Origin of the sequence: Psychrobacter sp. PP-21, from assembly GCF_033790785.1 — a bacterium.
In the GTDB taxonomy this organism is placed as follows: Bacteria; Pseudomonadota; Gammaproteobacteria; order Pseudomonadales; family Moraxellaceae; genus Psychrobacter.
In genome coordinates this window covers 228,704-253,516 of sequence record NZ_JAMYEB010000002.1, presented here as the reverse complement: position 1 = coordinate 253,516, position 24,813 = coordinate 228,704, and the positions used below count along the sequence as shown (strand labels likewise).

The window sequence follows — 24,813 nt, the reverse complement described above, 5'->3', positions numbered from 1 at the left end:
TACGATAATAAGTATTTTCAAATAGTCACACACCGCAATATCTAATACAGTTTGAATCAATAAAGTAACATAAGACCAGTGACAGATAAGCATTTTGTATCAACCATTCATGTTGATACCTCTCAATGATAGTAGCGGGTTTTAGGTGCGTCTATAGCCACTAAAACCTCAGTTTTTGACCGTAAACTATGACCGCATAAAGGACTATTTAGCGTTTGCCAGTGGCTAGCAATGCCATCGGTGAACCCTTAATTGTATCCAAGGTAAACAAGGTTAGACCGTATGTTAATCACAGAATTGGGTTATTTTGCCTTGCTGGCCGCTTTTATACTGGCGATTTTGCAGGTGGTACTACCAACTATTGGCGTTATGCGTGACCATGTCGCTTGGCAGCGCCTAGCACCAAGTCTTGCATGGGCGCAATTTGCGGCCATGATTACATCATTTGCAGCATTAATGGCAGGCTTTTATTACAATGATTTTAGTCTTGTCTACGTCACGCAGCACTCCAATACGTTGTTGCCTTGGTACTATAAGCTGTCTGCGACGTGGGGCGGTCATGAAGGGTCTTTGCTACTGTGGATGACCATTATGGCCACCTGGTGTGCGCTGGTCTCTTATTTTAGCCGCGGTTTACCTCTTACGATGCGTGCACGTGTGCTTGTCATACTGGCCGGTGTGCAGATGATGATGCTGGCGATGCTTATCTTCACCTCATCACCATTTGATCGTACCTTACCCAATCTGCCCGTCGATGGCGCGGATCTAAACCCTGTCTTGCAAGATTTTGGTTTGATCATTCATCCACCGATGCTCTATATGGGTTATGTGGGTTTGGTTGTGCCATTTGCTTTTTGTATGGCAGCATTGTGGGAAGGTCGTTTGGACGCGGTGTGGACACGTTGGTCACGTCCGTGGGCGCTGGCGGCTTGGGGTTTCTTAACGGTTGGTATCGCGCTTGGCTCATGGTGGGCGTATTATGAGCTTGGCTGGGGCGGCTGGTGGTTCTGGGATCCTGTGGAGAACGCATCACTAATGCCATGGTTGGCAGGTACGGCGTTGTTACACTCGCTTGCAGTGACTGAAAAGCGCGGCGTATTCAAGGCATGGACAATCATGCTAGCGATCTTCGCCTTTGCGCTCAGTTTATTAGGTACGTTCCTCGTTCGTTCAGGTGTTATCACTTCAGTGCATTCATTTGCCGCTGATCCGACCCGTGGTCTGGTGATTCTAGCCATTCTTGGGGTGATTATTGGTGGTGGTCTGTTGATGTTTGCGGTACGTGGGTGGCGTCTGACAGTTGAGAGCCAGTATCGTCTGGTTTCGCGCGAGTCCTTCTTAGTGATTAACAACGTTATCATTTTGATTTCGACCTTGGTCGTATTGCTAGGGACGTTGTATCCCATAATCGCTGATTCATTTAATCTGGGTCAGGTTTCTGTTGGTCCTCCGTACTTCAACGCGCTATTTGTGCCATTAACCTGGCTACTGTTAGTGGCAATGGGTATGGGCTCTAATATCCGCTGGAAACAAGACAGCCGCCCATTACTGGGTGCTGGTATGGTTATCGCCGTAAGTAGCCTGGTGTTGGCCGCGATCATTGCTTATTTCACCAGTCCATCAGCGATACTAAATATTGGTGTTACGTTAGCGGTTAGCTTTTGGGTGCTGTTCTGGATGGTGGTTGACTTTAAAGACAAGACCAAAAACGCACCAAGTCGCCTAAGTGGACTGCGTCAGTTGCGCCTAAGTTATTGGGGTCAACAAACTGCTCATATTGGGGTGCTCGTTGCAGTCATTGGTGTGGCATTTACCACTACGCTCAGTATTGAACGTGATGTGGCGCTCGGACCAAACGATAGTGTCAATGTCCAAGGTTATGACTTTACCGTACAAGGGTTTAGCGAAGTAAAAGGCAGTAACTTTGATGCTACTCAAGCTGAGGTCACGGTCAGTAAAGACGGTCAAGAAGTGACCACGTTATACCCTGAAAAACGCAACTATATTATCAGTATGATGCCGATGACAGAGGCGGCAATTGATGCCAGCCTGATGCGCGATGTGTATGTGGCACTTGGTGAGCCAATTGCTGAGGACAGCAACGAGTGGGCATTCCGTATCTATGTCAAACCACTCATCCGCTGGATATGGCTGGGTGCGCTTATTATGGCGTTCGGTGGCCTACTCAGTATGCTAGACAATCGTTACCGTATCAAAAAAACCAGAACACCTGCACAGATCGCTGCCAAAAAGTCAGGGTTTACGACGGTTGCAGATTTGGATGCGTCAGTTACAAAGACAGGGGATCATTGATATGACAGCCTCAAACAACACACCTGACAACAATAAGCAGCACAGTACTGCTCAACAAGGCAACAGAAAAGCCAAAAGTAAAAAATCACTAAAAATAGGGTTTTTAATACCTTTAGTAATTTTTGTTGGCTTGCTTGCCATGCTATATATGCGTCTGGGAAAACCGACCGATATTGTGACTAATACCGCGCTTGAGCGTCCTGTGCCTGCTTTTGAGCTGCCATTGTTGTCAGATACCAGTCGTATCATGACCAATGACAACCTGCCAGATCAGCCATTCCTCATGAATATTTGGGGCTCTTGGTGTCCGACTTGTATCATTGAACATCCTTTTTTGATGACACTAGAAGAGCGCGGTGTCAACTTAGTAGGTATTAATTACAAAGATGATATCGGTGATGCATTGGGCTATCTAAATAGGGGCGGCGATCCATTCTCGATGTCTATTCAGGATCTATCAGGGCAATTTGCTTTAGATTTGGGTTTGACGGGTGCACCTGAGACCTTCGTTGTAGATGGTGAGGGGATCATTCGTCAGCATATTATCGGTGAGATCAATGAGAGCAATTGGCAAAGTCGTATCACGCCTTGTTTGATGGTGCTAAACGAAGCCAATAATAACGGTACCAGTCCAGATCCGAATCAGGTTGCGGAGGCATGTAAATGATGGCCTATCAAATAAAAACCCTGGTTATAAAACTAACAAGCGTTCTCATTGCTTGTTTATTGAGTATGACCAGCTTTGCTGCTATTGATGTTTATGACTTTGACTCTGTACAACAAGAAGCTCAGTATCGCGGTCTCATTGAAGAGCTACGCTGTCCAAAATGTCAAAACCAAAACCTAGCAGGCTCTGATGCACCAATTGCTCAAGATTTAAAACAAAAAACTTATAACATGGTCAAAGACGGCCGAAGTGATGGTGAGATTCGTGCTTATATGCAGGAACGCTATGGCGACTTTATCAGTTATAAGCCACCAGTCCGTCCTTCGACATGGATCTTGTGGTTTTTCCCACCATTATTGCTCATCATCTTGATCATTGGATGGTTTTGGCAAAGCAAACGGCGTCAGCTGGTCGCTAGTGGCGACAGTGGCGTGGCAGTAGAGCATACTACTGAGGCATTATCTGCCACCGAAAAAGCGGAGCTTGAGCGTTTGTTATCACGTGCTGATAATAAAGACGATCATGACATTACAAGCCTTGGGGGCAAAAAATGACCATATTCTCTACGGTTGGCTTATTTATTGCGCTAAGCTTACTTATTGCCTTATTGCTTGGTGTTATCGCGATCAAGCCATGGCTAAAAGCACCGCGCAAACACAGTAAGCCTGTGGACAATCAGCTATTAGATATCAACGTTGCCGTGTTCCGTGAGCGTTTGGCTGAGCTAAAAACAGATAAAGATAGTGGCATCATTGATGATCACCATTATCAAAACCAAAAGCTAGAGCTAGAACGTCAGCTCTTAGATGCTCAGCGTGAAGTCGCCCCTATGGTCACGCCTGGTATCAAAAGTCGATTGATCATCATCGTTTGGGTCCCCGTCCTTACAGCCATGGCCTACTTGATGGTCGCTGATCGTACTCCTGTGTTTGAGCTATGGGCTGCTGAGGACAAAGTAGGTCAAGTGGCTGATGATTTATTAACAGGTAAAATTGATCAGCCGCCAGCCTGGGCTATCGAAGATGGTAATCAGCTGATTAGTGCCATGCAGACCAATGTCTATCGCCATGCCTATGACTACAATCGCTGGATGCGCCTATCAGAGCTATTTTTGTCATTAGAAGCGACTGATTCAGCGCTAGAGGCTCTATCACGTGCTTATCGCCTGTCACCCGACAACGAAGAAATTGCAGCGACTTATGCGCAGATCAGTTTTTTTGCTAATCAAGGTCAGCTAGATGCTAATAGTCGCCGAGTACTAGAAGAGTTATTGGCAACTAACCCAGAGCATGAAGGTGCTCAGATGCTGATGGCAATGGGTGAGGCGCGAGCGAATAACTTTGACCAAGCACAAGGCTGGATAAAACGCTTGCGTGCTAGTATTTCTGCCAAGCCAGGCGATCATACGCAGGCGCTCTCAAGCCTAGATGAGCTGAGTGCTAATGTGGCTATCCAGCAGCAGCAAGCCTCTGAAGGTGTTGAGGTGACCGTTAAGATAAATTCAAGCTTGCTACCGTTGGTCAAAGCTGATGATGTGCTGTTTGTCGCGATTCGTGATGTCAATGGTGGACCACCGTTTGCCGCCAAGCGCTTACCGATCAGCGCCATCAAGCAAGGCGAGGCTACTATTAGCCTAAGCGATCTTGATGCTATGATGCCAGGACGTACTATAGGATCTGCTCGAGGAGACAAAGTACAGTTGGCAGTCATTGCTCGTATCAGCCACAGTGGTAACGCAGTCGCAGAGTCTGGAGACCTGTCAGGTAATCCCGTAGTGATTAGTGCTGATCAAACTCAGGCCAATGTAGAAATCAATCAGCAAATACCGTAGCATAGTCTACTCACTACAAAAGCGTAGCAGCCTCATTCTGGTTGTAAGTGAGATATATTGCTTTGCAGCAGTTAAATAACGGGTGGTTTTAATACTCTTTTAAGTTCGCTGTACTATAGACTTCTCTGTTACTATGAGTCGCTATCACCTTAGTGACACTGTCCGTTATATAAGGGCGCAACAGTGTTGTATGAACAGCTAAGTCATAGCAACTCATAACCGTAATTATGAAAATACTTGAGGTTTGCAAAGCCACAAGGTAAGGTAGCTTTGCAAACCATTAATCCCTAAGTTTTATTAATCCCAAAATCCTATCTATTAAGGAGAGTCGTGTAATGATGCGTATTATTTTGCTAGGACCACCAGGCGCCGGTAAAGGTACTCAAGCCCAGTTTATTTCTAAAGAATATGACATTCCACAGATCTCAACTGGCGACATGCTACGCGCAGCAATCAAAGAAGGTAGCGAGCTTGGCAAAAAAGCCAAGGATATTATGAATGCTGGTGGTTTGGTTTCTGATGATCTTATTATCAACCTAGTCAAAGAGCGTATCGCTAAGCCTGATTGTGTCAACGGTTGTATCTTGGATGGTTTTCCGCGTACTATTCCTCAAGCGCAGGCACTTGCAGATGCTGATGTTGCCATCGATCATGTGGTCGAAATAAGCGTACCTGATGACGAAATCGTCAGCCGTTTGTCTGGCCGTCGCCAGCATCCAGGTTCGGGTCGTGTTTACCATGTGGATCACAACCCACCAAAGGTTGATGGTATCGATGATGTCACTGGCGAAGCGCTTATTCAGCGTGAAGATGACCAAGAAGCGACTATCCGCGACCGTCTGTCTACGTATCATGAGCAAACGTCAGCATTGGTTGGTTTTTACCAAGACAAAGCGACTGAGGGTGATGATGCACCTAGCTATGATAAGTTTGATGGTACGCAAGGTATTGATGAGGTCAAGCAGCAGATCTTATCAGCGTTAAAAGGCTAATGATCGATTGTAACTAATTCATTTAGCCAGTCGATATCGTCATTAAAGACCCTGTTTGATAGCAGGGTTTTTCTATATCTGTTGATCCAATATGTCTATTAATTCAAGATCTTACAGATTTATCTTTCATGATGGCTAACAAATAATTTTGTAAATTCTCATGAGAAATCACACAAAAAAAACCGCTTACTCATTATAAGTAAACGGCCTCTTATCAAATATACGACTGGTAGAGCTCATATATTTTAATTAATGCTTATGCGTTACCTTGAGCATCCACTTGCGCTTGCTGCTGGCTTTGCGCGTATGCTTGATCAAAGTTCACAGGAGCGAGTAGTAATTGCGGGAAGCTACCACGCGTCACGATGTCGCTGATGACCTCACGAGCGTATGGGAACAGCACGTTAGGGCAGTATGCACCTAAGATTTGACCGATTTGGTCTTCTGGGATGTCTTTTAGTAAGAAAATACCTGCCTGATGCACTTCAGCGATAAACGCTGCTTCTTCCGCATTTTTGGCAGTAACGCTCACGGTAAGGATGATCTGATAATGGTCATCATCTAGCTTTTCAGCATTGCTAGACAAGTTGATATCAAGCTCTGGGTTCCACTCTTTGGTGAATACGCTCGCGCCTGGTACTTCAAGTGACATATCTTTTACGTAGATGCGCTCTAATGCCAATTGTGGTTGTGCTTGTTCTTCAGCCATGATAAATCCTCTAAAATTAAATCAAATAATTGGGCAAACGGTCATTTTAATAGAAATTCATTGTAATATAAATAGGGACGAAAACTCGATGTTTTTATCACTACTTCTTGATACTGTATTTATATCAAGGACTACATTTGAATCAAAAGCTATGTTTAAACCCACCGCTGTCTGTCTTTATAGGCATAAAAACAGACAGTAGCGTAAAGTAGCAGATTAACCTGCTAATAGCTCGTCAAGTTTGCCTTGCTGGTTCATTTGGTTAAGCTCATCAAAGCCACCAACAAAGGTATCACCAACAAAAATTTGTGGCACAGTGCGGTAGTTATTGGTTTTTTGCATCAATGCTTGGCGGTCTTCGCGGCTCATATCGTGCATACCGATTTCTTCATAATCAACGCCTTTAGTTTTTAATAATTGTTTGGCGTTTGAGCAGTATGGGCAGATAGGTGTGGTATAAACTTTAACTGGTACAGTCATGGTTAATCCTTATTTATAAATTTGTGAGACAACAGCACTATTATAGATAACACGATTAATTATCATAGTCTACGTGTTGGTATAGTCTGTTATCAATGAGTAAAGTACAAATGTATTCGATTGTGCTCACTACTAAAGTGGGGATAGGTACGACAAATTCAAGCCGTCTCAGTTTAAAACGCCTCACAGCATTAACTTTGTCACCTTAACTTTACTGCCTTATAAGTACTGCACAAAAAAAGACACCTCTTTATAAGGTGTCTTTTCATTTTTCGATCTTCAGTCAGTAAGTGGTAAACACTAACTAAGCTTATTGTTTAAGTAAAACTGCTATTTGCTTAGACTGGGCTTTGACTTACCTTTCTTTGATTTAGCGTCTTTTATACCAACCAATGGCATGCCAGCACCTTGCCAACCACCAACACCGCCCTCTAGACGATAAACGTCATCTTTGCCAATCATCTGAATGGCTGCGCCTGCTTGTACGCCCATATCACAGATAATAATTACTGGCTGCTCAATCGCACGAATCTCTTCTAAGCGGTCTTTGAGGTCAGTGAAAGGTATGTTGCGGCTGCCTTGAATATAACCTGATTCAAACTTCTTCTTGGCGCGAATATCGATCAGCTGCGCATTTTGAGAGTTGACCATCATACCAAGAGTGTTGGGCGATATTTTTCTGCCACTACGTTTGTTTTCAATGGTAAAAAACAGGATAGCAAGTACGGCTAATATACCAAATAAAAACGGGTGGTTGCCCACAAATTCCAGCGCACGATCCAAACCATACCTCCAAAAAAATAAGTGTTCTATCAGGCTGAGAAGCCAGCCCAATGATAGTGAACAAGGCGCTATTATACCGATAAGGTCATCTATAGTAAACGGGCGATAACACGGTCAATAATCGAGCTGTCATCTTGACTTTGAGATGACGTCAATTGAGCCTAATAAGAATCAGTAAGGCTTAGTATCTGCCTCTTCTCTTAGCGTCACGAGGTTTTCGACGCGGCGCTGCAATACAGTCCCATTCGCCACGGCTTGCCATAGTGCACAGCCTTTGCTGTTATGGGTGTGGCGACAGTCACGGAATTGGCAATCGCCGGCCAATGGCGCGAGCTCAACGAAGCCTGAGATGATATCATCGGGCGTGAGGTGCCAAATACCATACTCACGGATACCTGGAGTATCCACAATACCGCCCTGAGTGAGATCATCTGGGTTAAATGGCAACAGTCGGCTCGTCGTGGTGGTATGTTGACCAAGCTTCGAGTTTTGCGAGATGATATTGACGCTTTGACCAGACTCAGGAAGTAGGGCGTTAATAAGGCTGCTTTTGCCAACACCAGACTGACCGGCAAAGATCACCAGCTTTTTGTCTATATAGCGCTTTAGCTCATCGAGGCCTTCTTGCTCATCATTCTCGGCGATATTTTCGGGGCAATCGACTGAGGTCAGGACGCTTTCATAGCCAAGTGCGGCATACTGTGCCAATAATTCACTCGTATCGACACCGTTTTCTTGGGCCAACAGATCGGCTTTGTTAAGGACAAGCAGTGGTTTGACACCCGCGTGATGGCACACCACCAGATAGCGATCGATCAAAGTAGGAGCGGCGGCAGGCAATGGGGCAAAGACAATGGCCAGAATATCAACATTGGCGGCAACAGGTTTGAGCTTATGATAACGGTCAGGGCGAGAGACCAATGACGTACGCGGTTTGACGGCTTCGATACGTCCAAAGCCTGTGTTGGAGTCGGCACTCCAGCGCACTTGGTCACCAGCGGCTAGCATCGGTAGGTTGGTACGTACGTGGCAGCGCCAGATGTCGCCAAGCTCAAGCGCTTGCCAAAATGGCTCTGGATCATCAGGCGCAATCTCTGGCTGCTCAGGTATCATTGCAGGTAGACTTGTGACTTGTACTTCTAATTGCTTACCGTAATGCGCCATGACCACGCCATCCATCAAGCTATCATCGATGCTGTCTTGACTTAACAATTGCTGCTTGTCGATGCGACGAATCTGTTGTTTGGTCAGTTTGCGTTGCCGGATTAATGCCATGGGTTTTGACCTATTATAAAAATATTGCTAAGTGTAGCGTGAAAATTTGCTAACATACAGCCTAAAGCGTCTGCGGCAGACAGGGGTTTTGTAATATTGTACGATTCTATAGGTTTTCTAAACCAAGTAGCGTGTTGCAATACTGTCTGAGCACGGGTGTCTACGTGTAATACGTTTTTTCAATTGTTTTTCTAAAGTTGTTTTTTTAAAATTATGAATGATAGGATATTTTATGGCTACCGGTGACCATCCCAATAAGATTAAAATCAAAAATCAAGGTAAAAAAGGGCTGGTGTGGATTGATTTAGAAATGACCGGACTTGATACCTTAAACGATGAGATTATCGAGATTGCCACTGTCGTGACTGACGAAGATTTGAATGTGCTTGCTGAAGGGCCTGTGTTTGCGATTAAGGTATCGGATCAAGTCTTAAATAAAATGGATGACTGGAATACCAAGCAACATGGTCAGTCAGGATTGGTCGACCGTGTGCGTCGTAGCACGGTGACATTGGCGGAAGCGGAAGCTGAGACCATTAAGTTTCTGAGTAAATGGGTCGATAGTGGCAAGTCACCAATGTGCGGCAACTCTATCTGTCAAGATCGCCGCTTTATGGCGCGCCAAATGCCAGAGCTTGAGCGCTTCTTTCATTATCGTAACCTTGATGTATCGTCAATTAAAGAGCTGTGTTTCCGCTGGCGTCCTGATATCTTAAAGAACTTTGAAAAAGGGGGCAGTCATTTAGCATTGGATGATATTCGCGACTCTATTCGTGAGCTAAAGCATTATCGTCAGCATTTCTTTAAATTGATGGATTAGATAGCGAGCGATAAGCAGTTCAAGATTGTAGTAAACGTAAAAAGGGTCTGTTGAACTATCAACAGACCCTTTTTGAACTGAAGAGATGTTTTTTAAGATACGTTGTTTAAAACGCCATTAAGTTTAAAGCGCCATTAAACGCATTTTAGCGAATAAGACATTCAAACTCATATAACTCAAACTCAGTATCATTACTGCTTAAATTGTTACTATTCAAACGGTCATCTGAATGCTCATCATCTGTTATTGTTCCAATTACCGCACTGACTTTTGGCTGGCGGGTATCTTCATCTAATAATCGCCAGTCGCCAAGCACATAGCGCTTTTTATCAGTGGTAGCTTGATGGATATCGGGACGATGGGTATGTCCGTGCAGTAGTGCATCGCTAGCAGTAATGGCTTGATATACGGCTTTATCATTCACATCCATGATATAAGCGGCTTTATTAGCATTATTCTGCTGGCTTTTTTTGCGCATGTTATCTGCGATGGCTAAGCGTTTTTCTAATGACTTGCTAAGCAGATACCACTGAGTCAGACGGTTACGCATGATTTTACGAAAGAACTGATACTTCTTGTCATCCGTGCAGAGTGCGTCACCGTGTTCCAAGCGGTAATTCTGTTGACCAATAGCCAAAGTATACGGTTCGCTGATCAGCTCACCACCGAATAGATTACAAAACGGCTGACCCAACAAAAAATCACGATTGCCATGCATGACCAATATCTCGCAGCCATTGATACGTAGCTGCTTGAGTTTGGCGATAAGCGGGGTTAGCCAATGCGCTATTTGTTCGTCCTCTGACCTTTTTTCTTTTAATAGGGATAAATACATATCATCGCCTAGCCATACCTCAAACCAATCACCCAATATAAAGAGGCGTTTGAGCGCTGGCAGGGCAAGACAGTCATCTAATAGCGCCAAAAAAGCCTGCACTAAGGCAGGCTCCTGAGGCGATAAATGCAAATCGCTAATCAATACTTGCCGCACTTGATGAGGGCGGGTCGTGATTAAGTGATCAAAACTTTGCATTTATATTTGTCCTCGTGACTTATCGTATAGCGAGCATGACTTAATAAGTTCTACTACAAAATGCTCGCTCATTCACAGCTATTATTGAGTAGCTGCTATTAAGTAGCTTTTATCGAATAGCTATTACTGAGTAACGATGGTTGCTGAATTGATAACAACTGGCTCTTTTGGCACATCAGCATGCATACCGAAACGACCCGTTGGGACGCTGCGCATTTTTTCGATAACGTCCATACCGCTAGTTACTTTACCAAATACGGTGTAACCCCAGCCTTGCATGTTTTTGCCAGAGTGGTTTAGGAAGTCGTTGTCTTTTACGTTGATGAAGAACTGGCTGGTTGCTGAATGCGGATCTTGGGTACGCGCCATTGCGATAGTACCTTTGTCGTTTTTCAAACCATTGTCCGCTTCGTTTTCGATAGGCGCATTGGTTGGTTTTTCATTCATCTCAGCGTCCATTCCGCCGCCTTGAATCATAAAACCATCAATGATGCGATGGAAAATCGTACCGTCATACTGACCAGATTTTACATAGTTCAAAAAGTTTTCTACGGTTTTTGGCGCTTTTTCTTCGTTGAGTTCGATAACGATCGCACCCATATTGGTTTCAAGTTCTACTACTGGTGGCATGTCTACCATGGGATATTCCTTTTTGATTGCAGCGCCTTAAATGACGCTGTCAAGTGGTGGTTAAAAGTTGGTTGTTAAAAAGTTACGGGTAGTCTAACGGCTTTTTTATCCCGTGTCATGTATCAGGCTGTTAATGCGTTTGTGAAACCTGATAGAATAACGCAACTTTACCCATTTTTGATCAGCTTTGACAAATTTTGATAATGCGGTCGCACTATCTGAGTTTTTATATCCCAATTTATTTTAATACTTTAGTTTAAACGTTTCGTGATGCGTGATGGCACGCACCATGAACTGATAATTTGCGTTAGGAGCAATACCCGATGAGTGAGCACTCAAACAACACTGCACAAAAAGACGAACCAAAAAATGATTTTATCCGTAATATCATTCGTGACGATGTCAATGCGCAAAAGTATCAGCAAATTGTCACGCGTTTTCCGCCTGAGCCAAATGGCTACTTGCACTTAGGTCATGTCAAATCTATCTGTCTAAACTTTGGGGTGGCCAAAGAGTTCGGCGGTGTATGCAACCTGCGTTTTGATGACACCAACCCAACCGCAGAAAAACAAGATTTCATTGATAATATTGAAAATGATGTGAAGTGGCTCGGTTTTGAGTGGGCAGGCGAGGCGTACCACGCGTCAAGTTATTTTGACCAGTTGCATGCATGGGCAATACAGTTGATTGAGCAAGGCGATGCGTATGTCGATTTGCAAACGCCTGAGCAGATTCGCGATAACCGTGGTTCATTCAATGAAGCGGGCACGCCATCTCCGCAGCGTGATGCCAGCGTCGAAGAAAATCTAGCGCTTTTCAATGATATGAAAGAAGGTAAATACGCTGAAGGTAAGGCCGTGCTGCGTGCCAAAATCGATATGGCTAGCCCAAATATGAACCTGCGTGACCCTGTTATTTATCGCGTCATGCATCAATCCCATCATCAAACTGGTGACAAATGGTGTATCTATCCGATGTATGATTTTGCTCATCCGCTCTCTGATGCGCTTGAAGGTATAACTCATTCATTGTGTACCCTTGAGTTTGAAGACCACCGTCCATTCTATGATTGGGTTATCGCCAAGATCGGTTTTGACCTGCCGCCGCATCAGTACGAGTTTAGCCGCTTAAACGTGGATCACACATTGACCAGTAAGCGTAAGCTCAAGCAGCTCGTCGATGAAGGCATCGTCAGCGGTTGGGACGATCCCCGTATGCCGACCGTTGCTGGCATGCGCCGCCGTGGTTATACACCAGAGGGCTTGCGTGATTTTTGTGAGCGTGTGGGCGTGACCAAAGCCGATAGCGTGGTTGATTTTCGCTTATTGGAATTTAGCGTTCGTCAGTCGTTAGAAACGACAACTGGTCGTGGTATGGCGGTGTTAAAGCCATTAAAAGTGACGATTACCAACTTTAGCGAGGCGGTCAGCAGTTGGGAGTCGCAAAAAGCCGATAGTGTTAATGCACGTTTTGACGATGCGACGCAGACGCTTTGGTTGACTCAGCCCAAACATCCTAACGTCGACATGGGTGAGCGCGAGATCCCATTTACCGAGACGCTATACATCGACCAAGGTGATTACGAGATTGAACCACCAGCAGGCTACAAGCGTCTCTCTCCAGAAAAGCCAGAGATTCGTTTGCGTAACACCTACGTGTTAGCCGTCACTGAGCATATCACTGACGAGAGTGGCAACGTCGTTGAGCTAAAAGCGACAATTGATCCTGCAACGCTAGGAAAAAATCCTGAAGGCCGCAAAGTTAAAGGGGTGATTCACTGGGTATCAGCCAGTCAAGGCGTACCAGCAATCGTACGTATGTATGAGCAGCTATTTAGTGTTGAGGATCCAAGTAGCGTCGCTGACGTTCATCAGGCATTGAACTCTAATTCATTAACGGAGCTAAACGCTGTCGTTGAGCCGTCTTTAGCCAGTGCTGATGCTGGCACGCGTTTCCAGTTTGAGCGTGAAGGGTACTTTATCACCGATAGCGAAGATCACAGCACGGATAAGCCAGTATTTAACCAAATCGTTAGCTTGCGTGATAGCTATAAGCCAGCGTAATCCATATTGGCCCAGTCTCTAAAATGTCATTGCTAAAATGATGTTTTGAAATAATACTGAACAATAGTAGTTTGCAAGCAAGCCCATTTTGTGAATAATTATAAATCTACAGACAGTGCTTATTTGTGAGTTATTAAACATGCCCTAAACTTAACTTTAAAAGAGGATGTTATGAGTTTAAATTGCTATAAATGTACTAACCAAAGCTTATCACCGACTAAGCTTGATGATACCCTGTCAGCTTTGGGTTGCGAATCCTGCGAAGGGACTTATCTCGATTTACTAAGCTATCGTACTTGGCTTGAAAACCATCCCGCTGTCAATAATGCGAATGAGACCTTAGACGCTTTTAGTGCGGATGAATTAGACAACACAGATAATGCGCTCATCTGTCAACGTTGTCGTAAGTTTATGCTGAAATATCGCATTAACAATGAGCATAAAAACACCATTAACGTTTGCCACACTTGTGATGATGTTTGGTTAGACCGAGGTGAATGGTCATTACTCAAATATCTAAACATGCAGGATAAACTCACCGCGGTAATGAGTGAGCCGTGGCAACAGCAATTAAGAAATCAAGATCGCGATCAGTCTTTTAAAAAACTTTATCAGCAGAAGTTAGGGACAGACTTTGATAAAGTTGAAGGTTTTGCGACCTGGTTGAGTGAGCATCCACAAAAGAGTGATATTCAGCACTATTTGTCACAATATAAACCTTAATCGGGCTATTATAGAACTGACCCAGATTCTACGTTCTCCGATAGTTTAGAGTGGAATAACCGCATTACAATTCGTCACAAGACATTCATAACCAGTTTGTTACTATAAAGTCAGTTTTTACGGATGTGCTTTGCATTTTTATGGCGAGCACGTCGATGATAATAATAGAGCGCGCGGCCAACGAGTCGATACAAGCGTTCATCAACATAGCTAAGGAATAAAGCATGGCACATTTACGTTTAGGCGATACCGCACCCAATTTTGATGCGACAACCACAGAAGGTGATATCAATTTCCACGAGTGGGCAGGTGATCATTGGGTGGTTTTTTTCTCGCATCCAGCAGATTTTACCCCAGTATGTACCACTGAGCTTGGGCGTGCAGCCGCATTGAACGGCGAGTTTCAAAAGCGCAATGTGAAGCCGATTTGTATTTCTGTAGATAGTCTAGAAGATCATAAGTCTTGGGCAAATGATATCGGTGAGACGCAAGGGACAGATATGAACTTTCCAATCATCGCTGACCCCAACAAGGAAGTCGCTGAATTATATGACATGATGCATCCTAATGCAGACAGTACGCACACAGTACGTAGTGTGTTTATCATCGATCCGAACAAGAAGGTGCGCCTAACACTGACATATCCTGCGAGCTGTGGTCGTAACTTTGATGAAATCATCCGCGTTATTGATGCATTGCAATTGTCTGACGAATACAATATCGCAACGCCAGTAGATTGGAAAGAAGGTGATGACGTGATCATTCCACCAAGCGTCAAGAACGAAGATATTGCTGCCAACTATCCAAAAGGTCATAAAGAAATCAAGCCGTACTTGCGTACGACACCTGCACCAAACAAATAATTAGCTTGGTTGCATAGATATGATTAAATAGAGCCTCATGACTCAATGTCGTGGGGCTTTTTATATTTTGACTCATGAGCAATCAGCCTTTGCCATGAGGGTCAGAGTAGGCTATAACTGTGGTATAAAGCATCAATAGTTTGCTACTCAGTACTACTACGATCATAATAAAGCGTATTAACGCTAAGCTGTTGTTCAATCATTATTACAAGGAATTTACTATGAAAAAACTATACGTTACTCGTACCGCACCCAATCCGCGCAAAGCACTTATTTTATTGGCTTCAAAAGGCATCGATGTCGATGATATGGATGACATTGATGTGATTGATATTGACTTTGCTGCAAACGAGCAGATGTCAGAAGCCTTTACTCAAATGAACCCAATGCAGACCGTACCCGTCTTAACACTAGATGACGGTACCGTGCTCAATGACTCACAGGCAGTTTGCGAGTATTTAGATCGCGTTTATGGAGAGCGTTCGGTCATGGGTAATGACGTGGTGCAGCGTGCCCAAGTGTGCTCTATGCGCCGTGTTGCTGAGTTCGAGGTGATGTACAATTTGATGCTAGCATTCCAGCACAGTCACCCGTCAAAAGCACAGCGTGTTGAACAGGTGCCAGAGTTCGTCGCGCCATCGATTGCTCGAGCTATCAAGGCAATGGGGTATTTTGAGACAATTTTGGAGGGTCGTGAGTATCTAGTAGGTGAGCAACTGAGCTTTGCAGATATCGTGCTTTATCTAAGCCTAGACTTTGGTAAAGTGCTTAAGATTAATCCTAATGAGCAAGGTGAAAACCTAGCACGCTTTTATCAAAAGATGAATGAGCGTTTTAGTATTAAAAATATAGCCAAAAACAAGTCTGCATGAACCAACGTTAAAATTTAGGTATTCAAAGATCTATTAGCCTGAGAACCAAATTTAACCTGAGAAACAAATGCATTTTAAGTAATATCAAGGATAGCTGATATTTATTGGCTGTCCTTTTTTTCGTAATACTTATGGCATCAAACAACAATAGATTTAAATAATAATAAAAATCAACATTTCATTACATAAGGCAATATCCCTCAGTCTATAGTGGTCAATCTAAATTGATTATAATAATCTCATTCCACATGATCATTTAATAAAAGCCAGTATGAAAACCAGACATAGAAAAAAGTGATACACGCTTACTACGAGGTATGAAATATGGTAGGTAGAGCAAAAAAACCAACAACGAGAGTATTTTTATTGCCTAGTGTGTTGGCAATAAGTTTGATGCTAAGTGCTTGTCAAAAAGAAATAACAACTAGCGAAGAGAGTGCATCAGATAGCACTGAAGTCAACGACGCATTAGATTCGGTAGCGAGCGAAAACTTGACGTCCAATGTGAGCCCTACATCAGACCCAGTCAGATCAACTATGTCTAATGCTGAAGCGCAGCTGATTGACACCTTATCTCGTCATCGTTGGACACTTGATAGTGTCACTGATGCGAACCATCAATCTGTGACCGAGTTTGCGAACATTAATAGCCAAGTTACCCTAGTGTTCAATGAGCATCAAGGACAGAACACGCTCAGTTATAGTGTTGGTTGCAATACAATTAGCGCCGCCTACCAACTACAAGGACATACGCTGACTATAGATGAAGGTATGAGCACCAAAATGTCTTGTAGCGAACTCGATAGCGCCGAAAACACTTTGAGTACACTGATGCTAGGTAACAGTGAGTTAAAGGTGACTCAGAGCGATAGCCCAGTCTTGACGCAGTTTACCAGTGTTAATGCCACCTTGGTCTGGAGCGGTAGACTCACCCCTCAAGCGAAATACAACAGCAAGGGTGAGGCCGTGTTTTGGGCAGTAAATGCCAAAAAAGTAGACTGTGAAATGAATAATGATAAACAGTGTCTACAAATTAAGCCGGTCACCTACGATAACCAAGGCATAAAAACTCACGAAGGAAAGTGGAGAGTATTTTCTGGAGAGATTGATGGCTACCATCACGATGGCACGCACGAGGAGGTACTGCGCTTACAGCGTTATCAGCTAGGTACCAGTGAGCTACTAATGAACGATGAGCCACTAGAGAGTGACACGAATGATGACGCCTATGCTTATGTGTTAGACGCTGTTATCGAAAGCTCGGTTGCAGAATAACTTAATACACTGTAACCCATCTGAACATTTCAAAAAAAATAGAAATTTTAAACGTCGACAGCTATGAGATGTCGATAGCTATTAGATATCGAAAGTTAGGATGAAGATAGGCAATAAAAACACGCACCAATGGCGCGTGTTTTTATTGCCTATCTTATGCTTGAGTATCTATTTGAGTCAGTCTTTAGTGACTTTAACAGCACTTATCTTAACAGCATTTATCTGTTCTAACGTAAATTACCCAAATCTTCTTCGGTCAAACGCCAGCGCCCTTTTTTCTTGGAGCCGCCACGCCCTCGCATAGAGCTGTTTGATAGTATTTTATTCATAGAGTGACTTGAGTGCGCGTGACAAATCGCGCAGGCAAGACCATCAGCAGCATCTTGTTGTGGTACCACCTCTAACTTCAGTATTCGGCAGACCATCTCTTGTACTTGCTCTTTTGCCGCCGCACCATAGCCACATACCGATTGTTTGATCTGCCGAGCAGTATATTCTGATACCTCTAGATCCAGTGCGACCATTGCTGCAATCGCGGCACCTCGGGCTTGTCCCAGTTTGAGCGCAGAATCAGGGTTTTCTGCCATAAATACCTGTTCGATAGCCGTATAAATGGGTTCATCTGCATATTTCAAATGATACTGTGTGATACGAGTCAATCCATTAAAAATACGTTTGAGACGCTCAGGCATCTCTTTAGTATCTGTGCGAATTGTACCTGCATCGATATAGGTGAGTTTATCACCCGTTTGCTGGACTATCCCATAACCGGTCATACGTGACCCTGGATCGATTCCAATAATAATTGCCATAGTATTCCGTCTTGCTTACATTTTGTTTTATGGCTTAAAAATGAGCCGTAAGTTTGATAGTATAGCAACCAATCCCCATATACATCATATGTTAGCCATTTTAATTTACATGGCACTCAATTTATTGGTTTTTATTTTATAGGACGACACTTTATGGGTCAGATAGTTGGTATAGCCATCGTTTGGTTTATTATCGAGATGCTACTGTGGTACTTGCTTGCTCAATTTATGAGCGGCTGGTGGGTGTTCATGTGGTTCATTGTTGCAGCGGTTATCGGTATTTCTCTTGTGCGTAAAGGTATGGCTTCTCTAAATCCAATGGCCCAGCAAATGAAAGCGGGTGGCATGATGAACCCTGCAATACGTCCGCCAGAGTCTACGATGATCAAAAGTATTGCTATGGCAGCAGCGGGTATCTTATTGCTGATTCCAGGCGTATTAAGCGATTTGCTTGCGCTACTGGTTGTACTACCACCTGTACAAAAGAAGCTTAAAGATGTGGCTAATAACTATGTCATGAATAATCAGCAAAAAATGATGGAAATGATGGCAAAGCAGATGGGTGGTCAAATGGGCGGCGGACAAAACCCGTTTGGCGGCATGGGTGGTCAAAACCCATTCGGTGGAGCAGGTGGTATGAACAATCAAAATCCATTTGGTCAGCAACAGCAAAACCCATTTGGTGATGTGTTCAAACAACATACAACGGTTGATGGCACTGCCAAGAATGTTCCTAAAGATGTGAAAAAAATCACTAAATCTGCTAATGATGAGTAACGGCTATCCAGTCATTCATCCAACATAAAAAAAGCCCCTTTCGCTAATGGCGAAAGGGGCTTTTTAGTGGCAGTAAAAACACCTAATATAATACAAAGGATGCGTTTACAGACCGAATGAAACAACCGAAGTGCCGCTGTAAGATGGTGACCCATGAACCGTGAAGTTCAGGGCGGATGCGTCATCATCTCTGCAGGTTTCCTGATACACCGCAAGCGGTGCAGGCATACACAATGAGACAATAGGTACCACATCCTGGTAAAGCATTATCGGCTCAGGGAATAAACATCTACTAGCCAACACTTCAGAATAGATTCATCTTAACTAATGAAATGAGTGATTGCAAGTGTGAGTTACAGATTGATACTCAGTATCGTTGGTTACATGACTGGTATGGGTTTGCTTAAAAATACGGCGGTATAAAAACGATACAAAATCATTCATTTATTAGTAAAAAATTGTCAGTTTTTCAGCTATTTTAAGATATGTGTTAATATATAGGGCTTTCCATACCCTAACATAGCATTGAAGGCGTTCATTCACTCGAGGAGCGGTAATATATGACCAGTACCCAGCAAACATCAGAATCTATTGATGACAATCAGGCGCAGCTTAATAGTAAGCAAGATGGCGCACCGAATAAAAAAACGCCGCATGTTTTGATGATATTAGACGGCTTTGGTCATCGCGAAGACGATAAAGACAATGCCATTGCTGCAGCCAATATGCCAAATCTGGATAAAATATACCAACAGTATCCTCATGGACTCATCTCCGCTTCAGGAGAAGACGTAGGCTTGCCAGATGGGCAATTTGGTAACTCAGAGGTTGGTCATATGAATCTGGGTGCTGGTCGTGTGCTTTATCAAGATTCAACACGTATCTCAAATGAACTTGCCAATCGTGAGTTTTACAAAAACGAAGCGCTCGTTAATGCAGTCAAAGCCGCCAACGAGCGCGGTGGCAATGTCCATATTATGGGCCTGCTTTCTGATGGCGGTGTTCACTCTCATCAGGATCATATCGAAGGCATGTGTCATTCGGCATTGGTTCACGGTGCCAAAAATGTCTTTATTCATTGCTTTTTAGACGGCCGTGATACGCCGCCTAAGTCTGCTGACAAGTATATCAATCGCTTGCGTGACTATATCAACAAGCTCAACGCCCATTATGAAGGCGGGCATGTACAGATTGCTAGCATCATCGGCCGCTACTATGCAATGGACCGCGACAATCGCTGGGATCGCGTACAAAAAGCCTATGAGCTGATCACAGAAGGCAAAGCTGAGCGCCTATCAACCAGAGCAGATGGCGCTGTCCAAGCCGCCTATAAAGCGCGCGAGACTGATGAGTTCATCAGCCCCACGACGGTAATTGGACGTGACGAAGTGCCTTATACGGTCGAAGACAATGATGCACTAATCTTTATGAATTTCCGTGCTGACCGCGCTCGCGAACTTGCACAAGCGTTTGTTCTGCCAGATCACGAGTTTTCTGGATTTGCTCGTCAAAAACAACCGAAGCTTTCGGCATTTGTGATGCTAACGAAGTACTCAGATATTTTGGCCAATAATACAAAAACTAGTATTGCCTATTATCCAACATCTTTGGCCAATACATTGGGAGAGTACTTACAGGATCAAGAGAAGACGCAGCTACGTATTGCAGAAACTGAGAAGTACGCACACGTCACGTTTTTCTTTAGCGGTGGTCGCGAAGAAGAGTACGACGGTGAGACCCGTATTTTAGTACCGTCTCCCGATGTTGCGACTTATGATTTAAAGCCTGAGATGAGTGCGCCTGAAGTCACTGATAAGCTGGTAGAAGCGATTGAATCTGGCAAATACGATGTGCTAGTCGTGAATTATGCCAATGGTGACATGGTTGGGCACACTGGTATCTTCGATGCTGCGGTAAAAGCAGTAGAGGCATTAGATGTGTGTGTTGGACGTATTGAGTCAGCAGTGCGTGCGGCTGGTGGCGACATGCTTATCACTGCCGATCATGGCAACTGTGAGCAAATGCAAGACTATGAGAGTGGTCAAGTGCATACTCAGCATACGACAGAGCATGTACCACTGATCTACGTAGGCACACAAAAGCTGCAAGTACGCCATGGCGGTAAGCTTAGTGATGTGGCACCGACTATTTTGGCATTGATGAATGTCGATGCACCTGCTGAGATGACTGGTGAGAGTCTATTGGTTTCAGCGTCGTAAGTCGGTTGTCTCAAGTTATCCGTACATCGGATAACTTGTAGAAAATGGTTAATTAGATTAATGATATAAACTAGAAAAGGGAGGGATATTTATTATCTCTCCCTTTTTTTGTGACGTATTTTGTCCCATGATTTGCAAAACTGCTCTAGTCTGAGAGAGGTTTTTGGTGTTAACTTATACGGTAATACATAACAATAATGTCATACATTCTATTATTTAAATGAGTTTCTTATGCCTCCTATTTCTCTTATGCGTTCATCTTTGTCTAAACAATTGGGAAAAAAGGCGCTTAGATCATCAATCGCAAACAGTAATCTCAAGCCTAGTCACCTCAAGCCTAGTCACCTCAAGCCTAAATCTCTCAGTTCTGTAGATCCTAAACGCTTATTAGCACTGGGTTTGCTAGGGTGGTGTGTTGCCAGTACAAGTGCGCAAGCAGCAGTGCCAACTGATGCATTTACCCCGAGTCCTACAGCCAGTCTACAACTGATCAGTTTAAATGCGGACGCCGTAGCGTCTGAAAATGATATTGATATGTTAGCAGCTGCTGATGAGTCAGATGATTCGATAGACAGCGCCCCAGATGAAAGTGCGTTAATGGATGATACCGATAGCATTGACACAAGCATTCCACCAGAGGTCCAGCAAGTATCGTTAAATGCGATTTCTCCTGAGACGCTAAAAACCTTTGTGGCTGTCGTAGATTTGGTACGTCGTCAGTACATCGATGCGGTCAATGATGAGGAACTATTTAATAACGCGATGAGCGGTATGTTGACCAAGCTTGATAGCCATGCTGAGTTTTTAGATGCTGAAGCCTACGAAAACTTACGTGCTTTTACAGAGGGTGATGTCGGCGACATTGGTATCAAAGTCACCTACCAAGCAGATGCAGGATATTGGGTTGTGACAGACGTTATCGATGACTCACCTGCGGACAAAAAAGGAATCGCTGTTGGTGATTACCTGCATCAGATTGATGAGTTCAAGCTTGATGAGAATAGGAAAAGCAACGATATTGATCAGCTGCTAACAGGCATTGCTGGTACACAAGTAGATATCATTACGTCTAAGGCAGGTCGCCGCAAGCACACCACAACGTTACAGCGCAATAATAGTCACCCCCAAGTTATTCAAACAAAACTCGTTGACGGGATGGCAGTTATTAAACTGCCTGCCTTCCAAAACAATAGCCGTGAAAAGCTGTTGGAAGGTTTGATTGATTTGAACGCACCTATCTCAGGAGTACTGTTGGATATGCGCGACAATCCAGGTGGGGTGCTCACATCAGCGGTGAGCGTTGCCAGTTTATTTATGAGTGATACGGATGTCGTACAAGTACAGGCACGCCAAGACCAATCAAGCGTACTACCGACACAAGGGAATGCATTACTCAAACCTTTGCCTATGGTTGTGCTACAAAACCGCTACTCCGCATCCGCAGCTGAGGTATTAGCCAGTAGCTTACAGGCGCAAAAACGGGCGACTATCGTTGGTGAAGTAAGTTATGGTAAAGGGTCTGTACAATCTGTTATACCGCTCAACGATGAGCAAGCAGTGAAATTAACGGTAGCTAACTATATGACAGCATCGGGCAGGCAAATAGATGGCATTGGAGTTGAGCCTGATGTTTCTCTATCAGGTAATGAGAGTACTTGGGAGGAGCAGGCACTAAGCTTATTAAAAGCCCGTGCACTTGATTCTGGCATTCGTTTTGTTCGAAAGGCTACGATACAGTAGCCTTTCGTTGACTAGTAACTAAAAATTTAGCTGTTACCTAACAACATATCGTAATACAACGTGTCATTTTCAATAAAGCAACTTTAATACTTAGATAAACTAATCAGACTGGTCTTCTGCTATTTCTAGTTTTTTCATGCGATACCGCAATGAGCGAAAAGTGGTTCCTAACAGTTCTGCTGCTTGGGTTTTATTCCAACCAGTCTGCTTAAGTGCTGTGATAATCAACTGTCTTTCTTGCTCTTGTAGGTAATGCTCTAAGCCCTGAGGTGGCAACTGCCCATCAAGGGGTTCTTGAGCGCTTGTGGTACTGCTATTGTCTAGCTGGGTAGTATGCGTGAGCGATGCTGTCTTATTAATATCCGTTTGCTCATCCGTATCCGTTTGAGTGGCTGATGGTGCTACTTGGTTAGGTGTTGATTGTATCACCGACGAATAATGCTGAATATTAGTACGATAAGGATGTAGATTCGTTGTTTCTGGCTTGGTCTGTATAGCGGTTACCTCATTGCTAGATTGCGAGGTCCGCTCATGATTTTGTGCTACTTGGGATATTGATTGAGCAGTTGGTTGCGGCTTGCTATGATCATCTACATGTTGGTGAGCGCTTTGATTGTCGTTCTGGTTCGTGTTTGCGCCGTGAGATTGTGTCTCTTCAAGGTTTTGCTCAAGCTCAGGAAGACCCAAGTGATTTGTGTCAATCTCTGAGGTCTCAGCCAAGGTCACTGCACGCTCAAGTAAGTTGCGAAGCTCACGAACGTTACCAGCAAAATCGTGACGTTGCAAACGCGCGCAAGCATCACGTGTCAGTGATGGCGGGGTGTCTAGTTGCCACTCTTCAGAGATCATTGCCAAAAAGTGTTCTGCCAAAACAGGGATATCATCACGGCGAGCATTCAGCGTTGGCAGCTTGAGCTCAATCACATTGATACGATAGTATAAATCTTGTCGAAACGCACCATCTGTCACCAATCGACTCAAATCTTTGTGAGTGGCAGATAGTATACGGATATCAACAGGGACTTCTTTAGTATCACCAATGGCTCTTACGGTTTTCTCCTGAATAGCCCGCAGTAGTTTCACTTGCATGGCCAACGGTAAGTCTGCCACCTCATCTAAAAATAACGTGCCACCATTTGCTTGCTGGAACAGACCTTGTTTATCGGCAACTGCTCCTGTAAAACTGCCTTTTTTGTGACCAAAAAACTCTGATTCCATCAGCTCAGAAGGAATAGCGCCGCAGTTCACCGGTACAAAACTACCATCACGTCGCGGGCTTAAGTCATGAATCAGTCTAGCGACCACTTCTTTACCTGTACCTGACGCACCAGACAAAAATACGGGCGCCTGTGACCGTGCCAATTTTAAAATAGTATTTTTGAGAGGGTGCATCACAGCAGAGTTGCCAATCAGTCTAGTGTCTAATAGTTTTTGTTCAGGCGAGCACTCAGGTGTGGTTTGTGCTTCGTTATCTTGATGAATAACTTTCAGGGCATTTTCGACCAACTGACGTAGACGTGGCAGCTCAAGTGGCTTATTCACAAAATCAAAAGCACCGATTTTTAATGCTTCAATTGCCAGATCCATACTGCCATGAGCGGTAATCACCGCAATGGGAGTGTTGGAGCTATTGCTAACTTCTTTTACCAACTCTAATCCTGAGCCGTCAGGAAGCTTTAAATCAGTCAGACAAAAATCATAATCATTGTCCTGCCAGTAGGATCTTGCTTGCGCCAATGTATAAGCAACATCACTTTTGATGCCCATCTTGGTTAAAGTGATTTGCATTAATCGGCATAGATCCACTTCATCATCAACGACCAGCGCTTTTGTTGTCATACATTATCTCATTGTGTTTAATGGCTACAAAATATTAATAGCTAGGGCCAGATAGGGTAGCGCTTTTTGTAAAAGAGTATGTCAATCATACCTGGCT

The 24,813-nt window shown here is 44.0% G+C and carries 22 protein-coding genes and 1 other RNA gene; 14 read left to right on the top strand and 9 right to left on the bottom strand.

All coding sequences use genetic code 11. The annotated features are described in order from the left end of the window. Window positions 1-282: 282 nt before the first annotated feature. The 5 genes from NJD71_RS03955 to adk all read left to right on the top strand — a co-directional run bounded on the left by NJD71_RS03955 (window position 283) and on the right by adk (window position 5,803). Window positions 283-2,313 carry a heme lyase CcmF/NrfE family subunit gene (locus NJD71_RS03955; protein ID WP_319050645.1) on the top strand — a complete coding sequence of 677 codons (2,031 nt, stop codon included), beginning with the start codon at window positions 283-285 and terminating at the stop codon, window positions 2,311-2,313. Between the two features lies 1 nt (window position 2,314). Then, window positions 2,315-2,980: a DsbE family thiol:disulfide interchange protein gene (locus NJD71_RS03950; protein ID WP_319050644.1), complete on the top strand. Its 666-nt coding sequence runs from the start codon at window positions 2,315-2,317 to the stop codon at window positions 2,978-2,980. Window positions 2,981-3,045: 65 nt separating this feature from the next. Then, window positions 3,046-3,534, top strand: a complete 489-nt coding sequence (locus NJD71_RS03945; RefSeq protein WP_442967645.1) for a cytochrome c-type biogenesis protein — start codon at window positions 3,046-3,048, stop codon at window positions 3,532-3,534. Then, window positions 3,531-4,811, top strand: a complete 1,281-nt coding sequence (ccmI, locus tag NJD71_RS03940; protein ID WP_319050642.1) for a c-type cytochrome biogenesis protein CcmI — start codon at window positions 3,531-3,533, stop codon at window positions 4,809-4,811. The genes NJD71_RS03945 and ccmI overlap by 4 nt, the downstream gene beginning before the upstream one ends. Window positions 4,812-5,149: 338 nt before the next feature. Continuing rightward, the gene (gene adk / locus NJD71_RS03935; protein WP_319050671.1) at window positions 5,150-5,803 is read left to right on the top strand and encodes an adenylate kinase; all 654 of its coding nucleotides are present in this window, start codon (window positions 5,150-5,152) and stop codon (window positions 5,801-5,803) included. A gap of 256 nt (window positions 5,804-6,059) precedes the next feature. On the opposite strand, the gene secB is transcribed toward adk, so the two are convergent. From secB to rsgA, 4 genes are all read right to left on the bottom strand, one after another. Further along, window positions 6,060-6,512, bottom strand: a complete 453-nt coding sequence (secB, locus tag NJD71_RS03930) for a protein-export chaperone SecB (RefSeq protein ID WP_057760989.1) — start codon at window positions 6,510-6,512, stop codon at window positions 6,060-6,062. A 216-nt stretch (window positions 6,513-6,728) separates the two neighbouring features. Beyond that, entirely contained in the window at window positions 6,729-6,992 is a 264-nt protein-coding gene (grxC, locus tag NJD71_RS03925; RefSeq protein WP_319050641.1) for a glutaredoxin 3, read from the bottom strand. 330 nt (window positions 6,993-7,322) lie between these two features. After that, window positions 7,323-7,775: a rhodanese-like domain-containing protein gene (locus NJD71_RS03920; RefSeq protein WP_319050640.1), complete on the bottom strand. Its 453-nt coding sequence runs from the start codon at window positions 7,773-7,775 to the stop codon at window positions 7,323-7,325. Between the two features lie 171 nt (window positions 7,776-7,946). Beyond that, the gene (gene rsgA / locus NJD71_RS03915) at window positions 7,947-9,050 is read right to left on the bottom strand and encodes a ribosome small subunit-dependent GTPase A (RefSeq protein ID WP_319050639.1); all 1,104 of its coding nucleotides are present in this window, start codon (window positions 9,048-9,050) and stop codon (window positions 7,947-7,949) included. Window positions 9,051-9,282: 232 nt separating this feature from the next. Between rsgA and orn the strand changes: the two genes are divergently transcribed. Then, entirely contained in the window at window positions 9,283-9,870 is a 588-nt protein-coding gene (orn, locus tag NJD71_RS03910; RefSeq protein ID WP_058025917.1) for an oligoribonuclease, read from the top strand. A gap of 145 nt (window positions 9,871-10,015) precedes the next feature. On the opposite strand, the gene NJD71_RS03905 is transcribed toward orn, so the two are convergent. Both NJD71_RS03905 and NJD71_RS03900 read right to left on the bottom strand, forming a co-directional pair. Further along, a complete protein-coding gene (locus NJD71_RS03905) occupies window positions 10,016-10,903 on the bottom strand; it encodes a UDP-2,3-diacylglucosamine diphosphatase (protein WP_319050638.1) in 888 nt (295 codons plus the stop codon). A 123-nt stretch (window positions 10,904-11,026) separates the two neighbouring features. Further along, complete coding sequence (locus NJD71_RS03900; RefSeq protein WP_179798385.1) at window positions 11,027-11,542, bottom strand: peptidylprolyl isomerase; 516 nt, start codon at window positions 11,540-11,542, stop codon at window positions 11,027-11,029. A gap of 314 nt (window positions 11,543-11,856) precedes the next feature. Here NJD71_RS03900 and NJD71_RS03895 point away from each other — a divergent pair, with 314 nt between their 5' ends. From NJD71_RS03895 to NJD71_RS03875, 5 genes are all read left to right on the top strand, one after another. Beyond that, window positions 11,857-13,596, top strand: coding sequence for a glutamine--tRNA ligase/YqeY domain fusion protein (locus tag NJD71_RS03895; protein WP_319050637.1), 1,740 nt, complete (start codon window positions 11,857-11,859; stop codon window positions 13,594-13,596). A 171-nt stretch (window positions 13,597-13,767) separates the two neighbouring features. Further along, window positions 13,768-14,319, top strand: a complete 552-nt coding sequence (locus NJD71_RS03890) for a hypothetical protein (protein WP_319050636.1) — start codon at window positions 13,768-13,770, stop codon at window positions 14,317-14,319. Window positions 14,320-14,543: 224 nt separating this feature from the next. After that, window positions 14,544-15,182 (top strand): peroxiredoxin, encoded by a 639-nt coding sequence (locus tag NJD71_RS03885; protein ID WP_319050635.1) that lies wholly within the window; start codon window positions 14,544-14,546, stop codon window positions 15,180-15,182. A 221-nt stretch (window positions 15,183-15,403) separates the two neighbouring features. Beyond that, window positions 15,404-16,054 (top strand): glutathione S-transferase family protein, encoded by a 651-nt coding sequence (locus NJD71_RS03880; RefSeq protein WP_319050634.1) that lies wholly within the window; start codon window positions 15,404-15,406, stop codon window positions 16,052-16,054. Between the two features lie 324 nt (window positions 16,055-16,378). After that, a complete protein-coding gene (locus tag NJD71_RS03875) occupies window positions 16,379-17,329 on the top strand; it encodes an META domain-containing protein (protein ID WP_319050633.1) in 951 nt (316 codons plus the stop codon). A gap of 227 nt (window positions 17,330-17,556) precedes the next feature. Here the strand turns inward: NJD71_RS03875 and ruvC are convergent, their stop codons facing one another. Next, the gene (ruvC, locus tag NJD71_RS03870) at window positions 17,557-18,141 is read right to left on the bottom strand and encodes a crossover junction endodeoxyribonuclease RuvC (RefSeq protein WP_319050632.1); all 585 of its coding nucleotides are present in this window, start codon (window positions 18,139-18,141) and stop codon (window positions 17,557-17,559) included. Window positions 18,142-18,294: 153 nt separating this feature from the next. Here ruvC and NJD71_RS03865 point away from each other — a divergent pair, with 153 nt between their 5' ends. After that, window positions 18,295-18,918 carry an FxsA family protein gene (locus tag NJD71_RS03865; protein ID WP_319050631.1) on the top strand — a complete coding sequence of 208 codons (624 nt, stop codon included), beginning with the start codon at window positions 18,295-18,297 and terminating at the stop codon, window positions 18,916-18,918. A 118-nt stretch (window positions 18,919-19,036) separates the two neighbouring features. Here NJD71_RS03865 and ssrS read toward each other — a convergent pair. Beyond that, window positions 19,037-19,232: non-coding RNA, 6S RNA (gene ssrS / locus NJD71_RS03860), on the bottom strand. A gap of 246 nt (window positions 19,233-19,478) precedes the next feature. On the opposite strand from ssrS, the gene gpmI reads away from it, so the two are divergent. Together gpmI and NJD71_RS03850 are read left to right on the top strand one after the other, a co-directional pair. Continuing rightward, window positions 19,479-21,137 (top strand): 2,3-bisphosphoglycerate-independent phosphoglycerate mutase, encoded by a 1,659-nt coding sequence (gpmI, locus tag NJD71_RS03855; protein ID WP_319050630.1) that lies wholly within the window; start codon window positions 19,479-19,481, stop codon window positions 21,135-21,137. A gap of 231 nt (window positions 21,138-21,368) precedes the next feature. Beyond that, entirely contained in the window at window positions 21,369-22,877 is a 1,509-nt protein-coding gene (locus tag NJD71_RS03850) for a S41 family peptidase (RefSeq protein WP_319050629.1), read from the top strand. A gap of 99 nt (window positions 22,878-22,976) precedes the next feature. Here NJD71_RS03850 and NJD71_RS03845 read toward each other — a convergent pair whose 3' ends face one another. Further along, the gene (locus NJD71_RS03845) at window positions 22,977-24,716 is read right to left on the bottom strand and encodes a sigma-54 dependent transcriptional regulator (protein WP_319050628.1); all 1,740 of its coding nucleotides are present in this window, start codon (window positions 24,714-24,716) and stop codon (window positions 22,977-22,979) included. Window positions 24,717-24,813 lie beyond the last annotated feature (97 nt).

Coding starts and splice junctions, on each gene's coding strand:
- NJD71_RS03890 (WP_319050636.1), top strand. CDS start 13,768: ATGAGTTTAAATTGCTATAAATGTACTAACCAAAGCTTATCACCGACT.
- NJD71_RS03900 (WP_179798385.1), bottom strand. CDS start 11,542: ATGGTAGACATGCCACCAGTAGTAGAACTTGAAACCAATATGGGTGCG.
- NJD71_RS03950 (WP_319050644.1), top strand. CDS start 2,315: ATGACAGCCTCAAACAACACACCTGACAACAATAAGCAGCACAGTACT.
- NJD71_RS03895 (WP_319050637.1), top strand. CDS start 11,857: ATGAGTGAGCACTCAAACAACACTGCACAAAAAGACGAACCAAAAAAT.
- NJD71_RS03945 (WP_442967645.1), top strand. CDS start 3,046: ATGACCAGCTTTGCTGCTATTGATGTTTATGACTTTGACTCTGTACAA.
- ruvC (WP_319050632.1), bottom strand. CDS start 18,141: ATGGCAATTATTATTGGAATCGATCCAGGGTCACGTATGACCGGTTAT.
- NJD71_RS03880 (WP_319050634.1), top strand. CDS start 15,404: ATGAAAAAACTATACGTTACTCGTACCGCACCCAATCCGCGCAAAGCA.
- NJD71_RS03845 (WP_319050628.1), bottom strand. CDS start 24,716: ATGACAACAAAAGCGCTGGTCGTTGATGATGAAGTGGATCTATGCCGA.
- adk (WP_319050671.1), top strand. CDS start 5,150: ATGCGTATTATTTTGCTAGGACCACCAGGCGCCGGTAAAGGTACTCAA.
- NJD71_RS03905 (WP_319050638.1), bottom strand. CDS start 10,903: ATGCAAAGTTTTGATCACTTAATCACGACCCGCCCTCATCAAGTGCGG.
- secB (WP_057760989.1), bottom strand. CDS start 6,512: ATGGCTGAAGAACAAGCACAACCACAATTGGCATTAGAGCGCATCTAC.
- ccmI (WP_319050642.1), top strand. CDS start 3,531: ATGACCATATTCTCTACGGTTGGCTTATTTATTGCGCTAAGCTTACTT.
- NJD71_RS03955 (WP_319050645.1), top strand. CDS start 283: ATGTTAATCACAGAATTGGGTTATTTTGCCTTGCTGGCCGCTTTTATA.
- NJD71_RS03885 (WP_319050635.1), top strand. CDS start 14,544: ATGGCACATTTACGTTTAGGCGATACCGCACCCAATTTTGATGCGACA.
- NJD71_RS03850 (WP_319050629.1), top strand. CDS start 21,369: ATGCCTCCTATTTCTCTTATGCGTTCATCTTTGTCTAAACAATTGGGA.
- orn (WP_058025917.1), top strand. CDS start 9,283: ATGGCTACCGGTGACCATCCCAATAAGATTAAAATCAAAAATCAAGGT.
- NJD71_RS03865 (WP_319050631.1), top strand. CDS start 18,295: ATGGGTCAGATAGTTGGTATAGCCATCGTTTGGTTTATTATCGAGATG.
- rsgA (WP_319050639.1), bottom strand. CDS start 9,050: ATGGCATTAATCCGGCAACGCAAACTGACCAAACAACAGATTCGTCGC.
- NJD71_RS03875 (WP_319050633.1), top strand. CDS start 16,379: ATGGTAGGTAGAGCAAAAAAACCAACAACGAGAGTATTTTTATTGCCT.
- gpmI (WP_319050630.1), top strand. CDS start 19,479: ATGACCAGTACCCAGCAAACATCAGAATCTATTGATGACAATCAGGCG.
- grxC (WP_319050641.1), bottom strand. CDS start 6,992: ATGACTGTACCAGTTAAAGTTTATACCACACCTATCTGCCCATACTGC.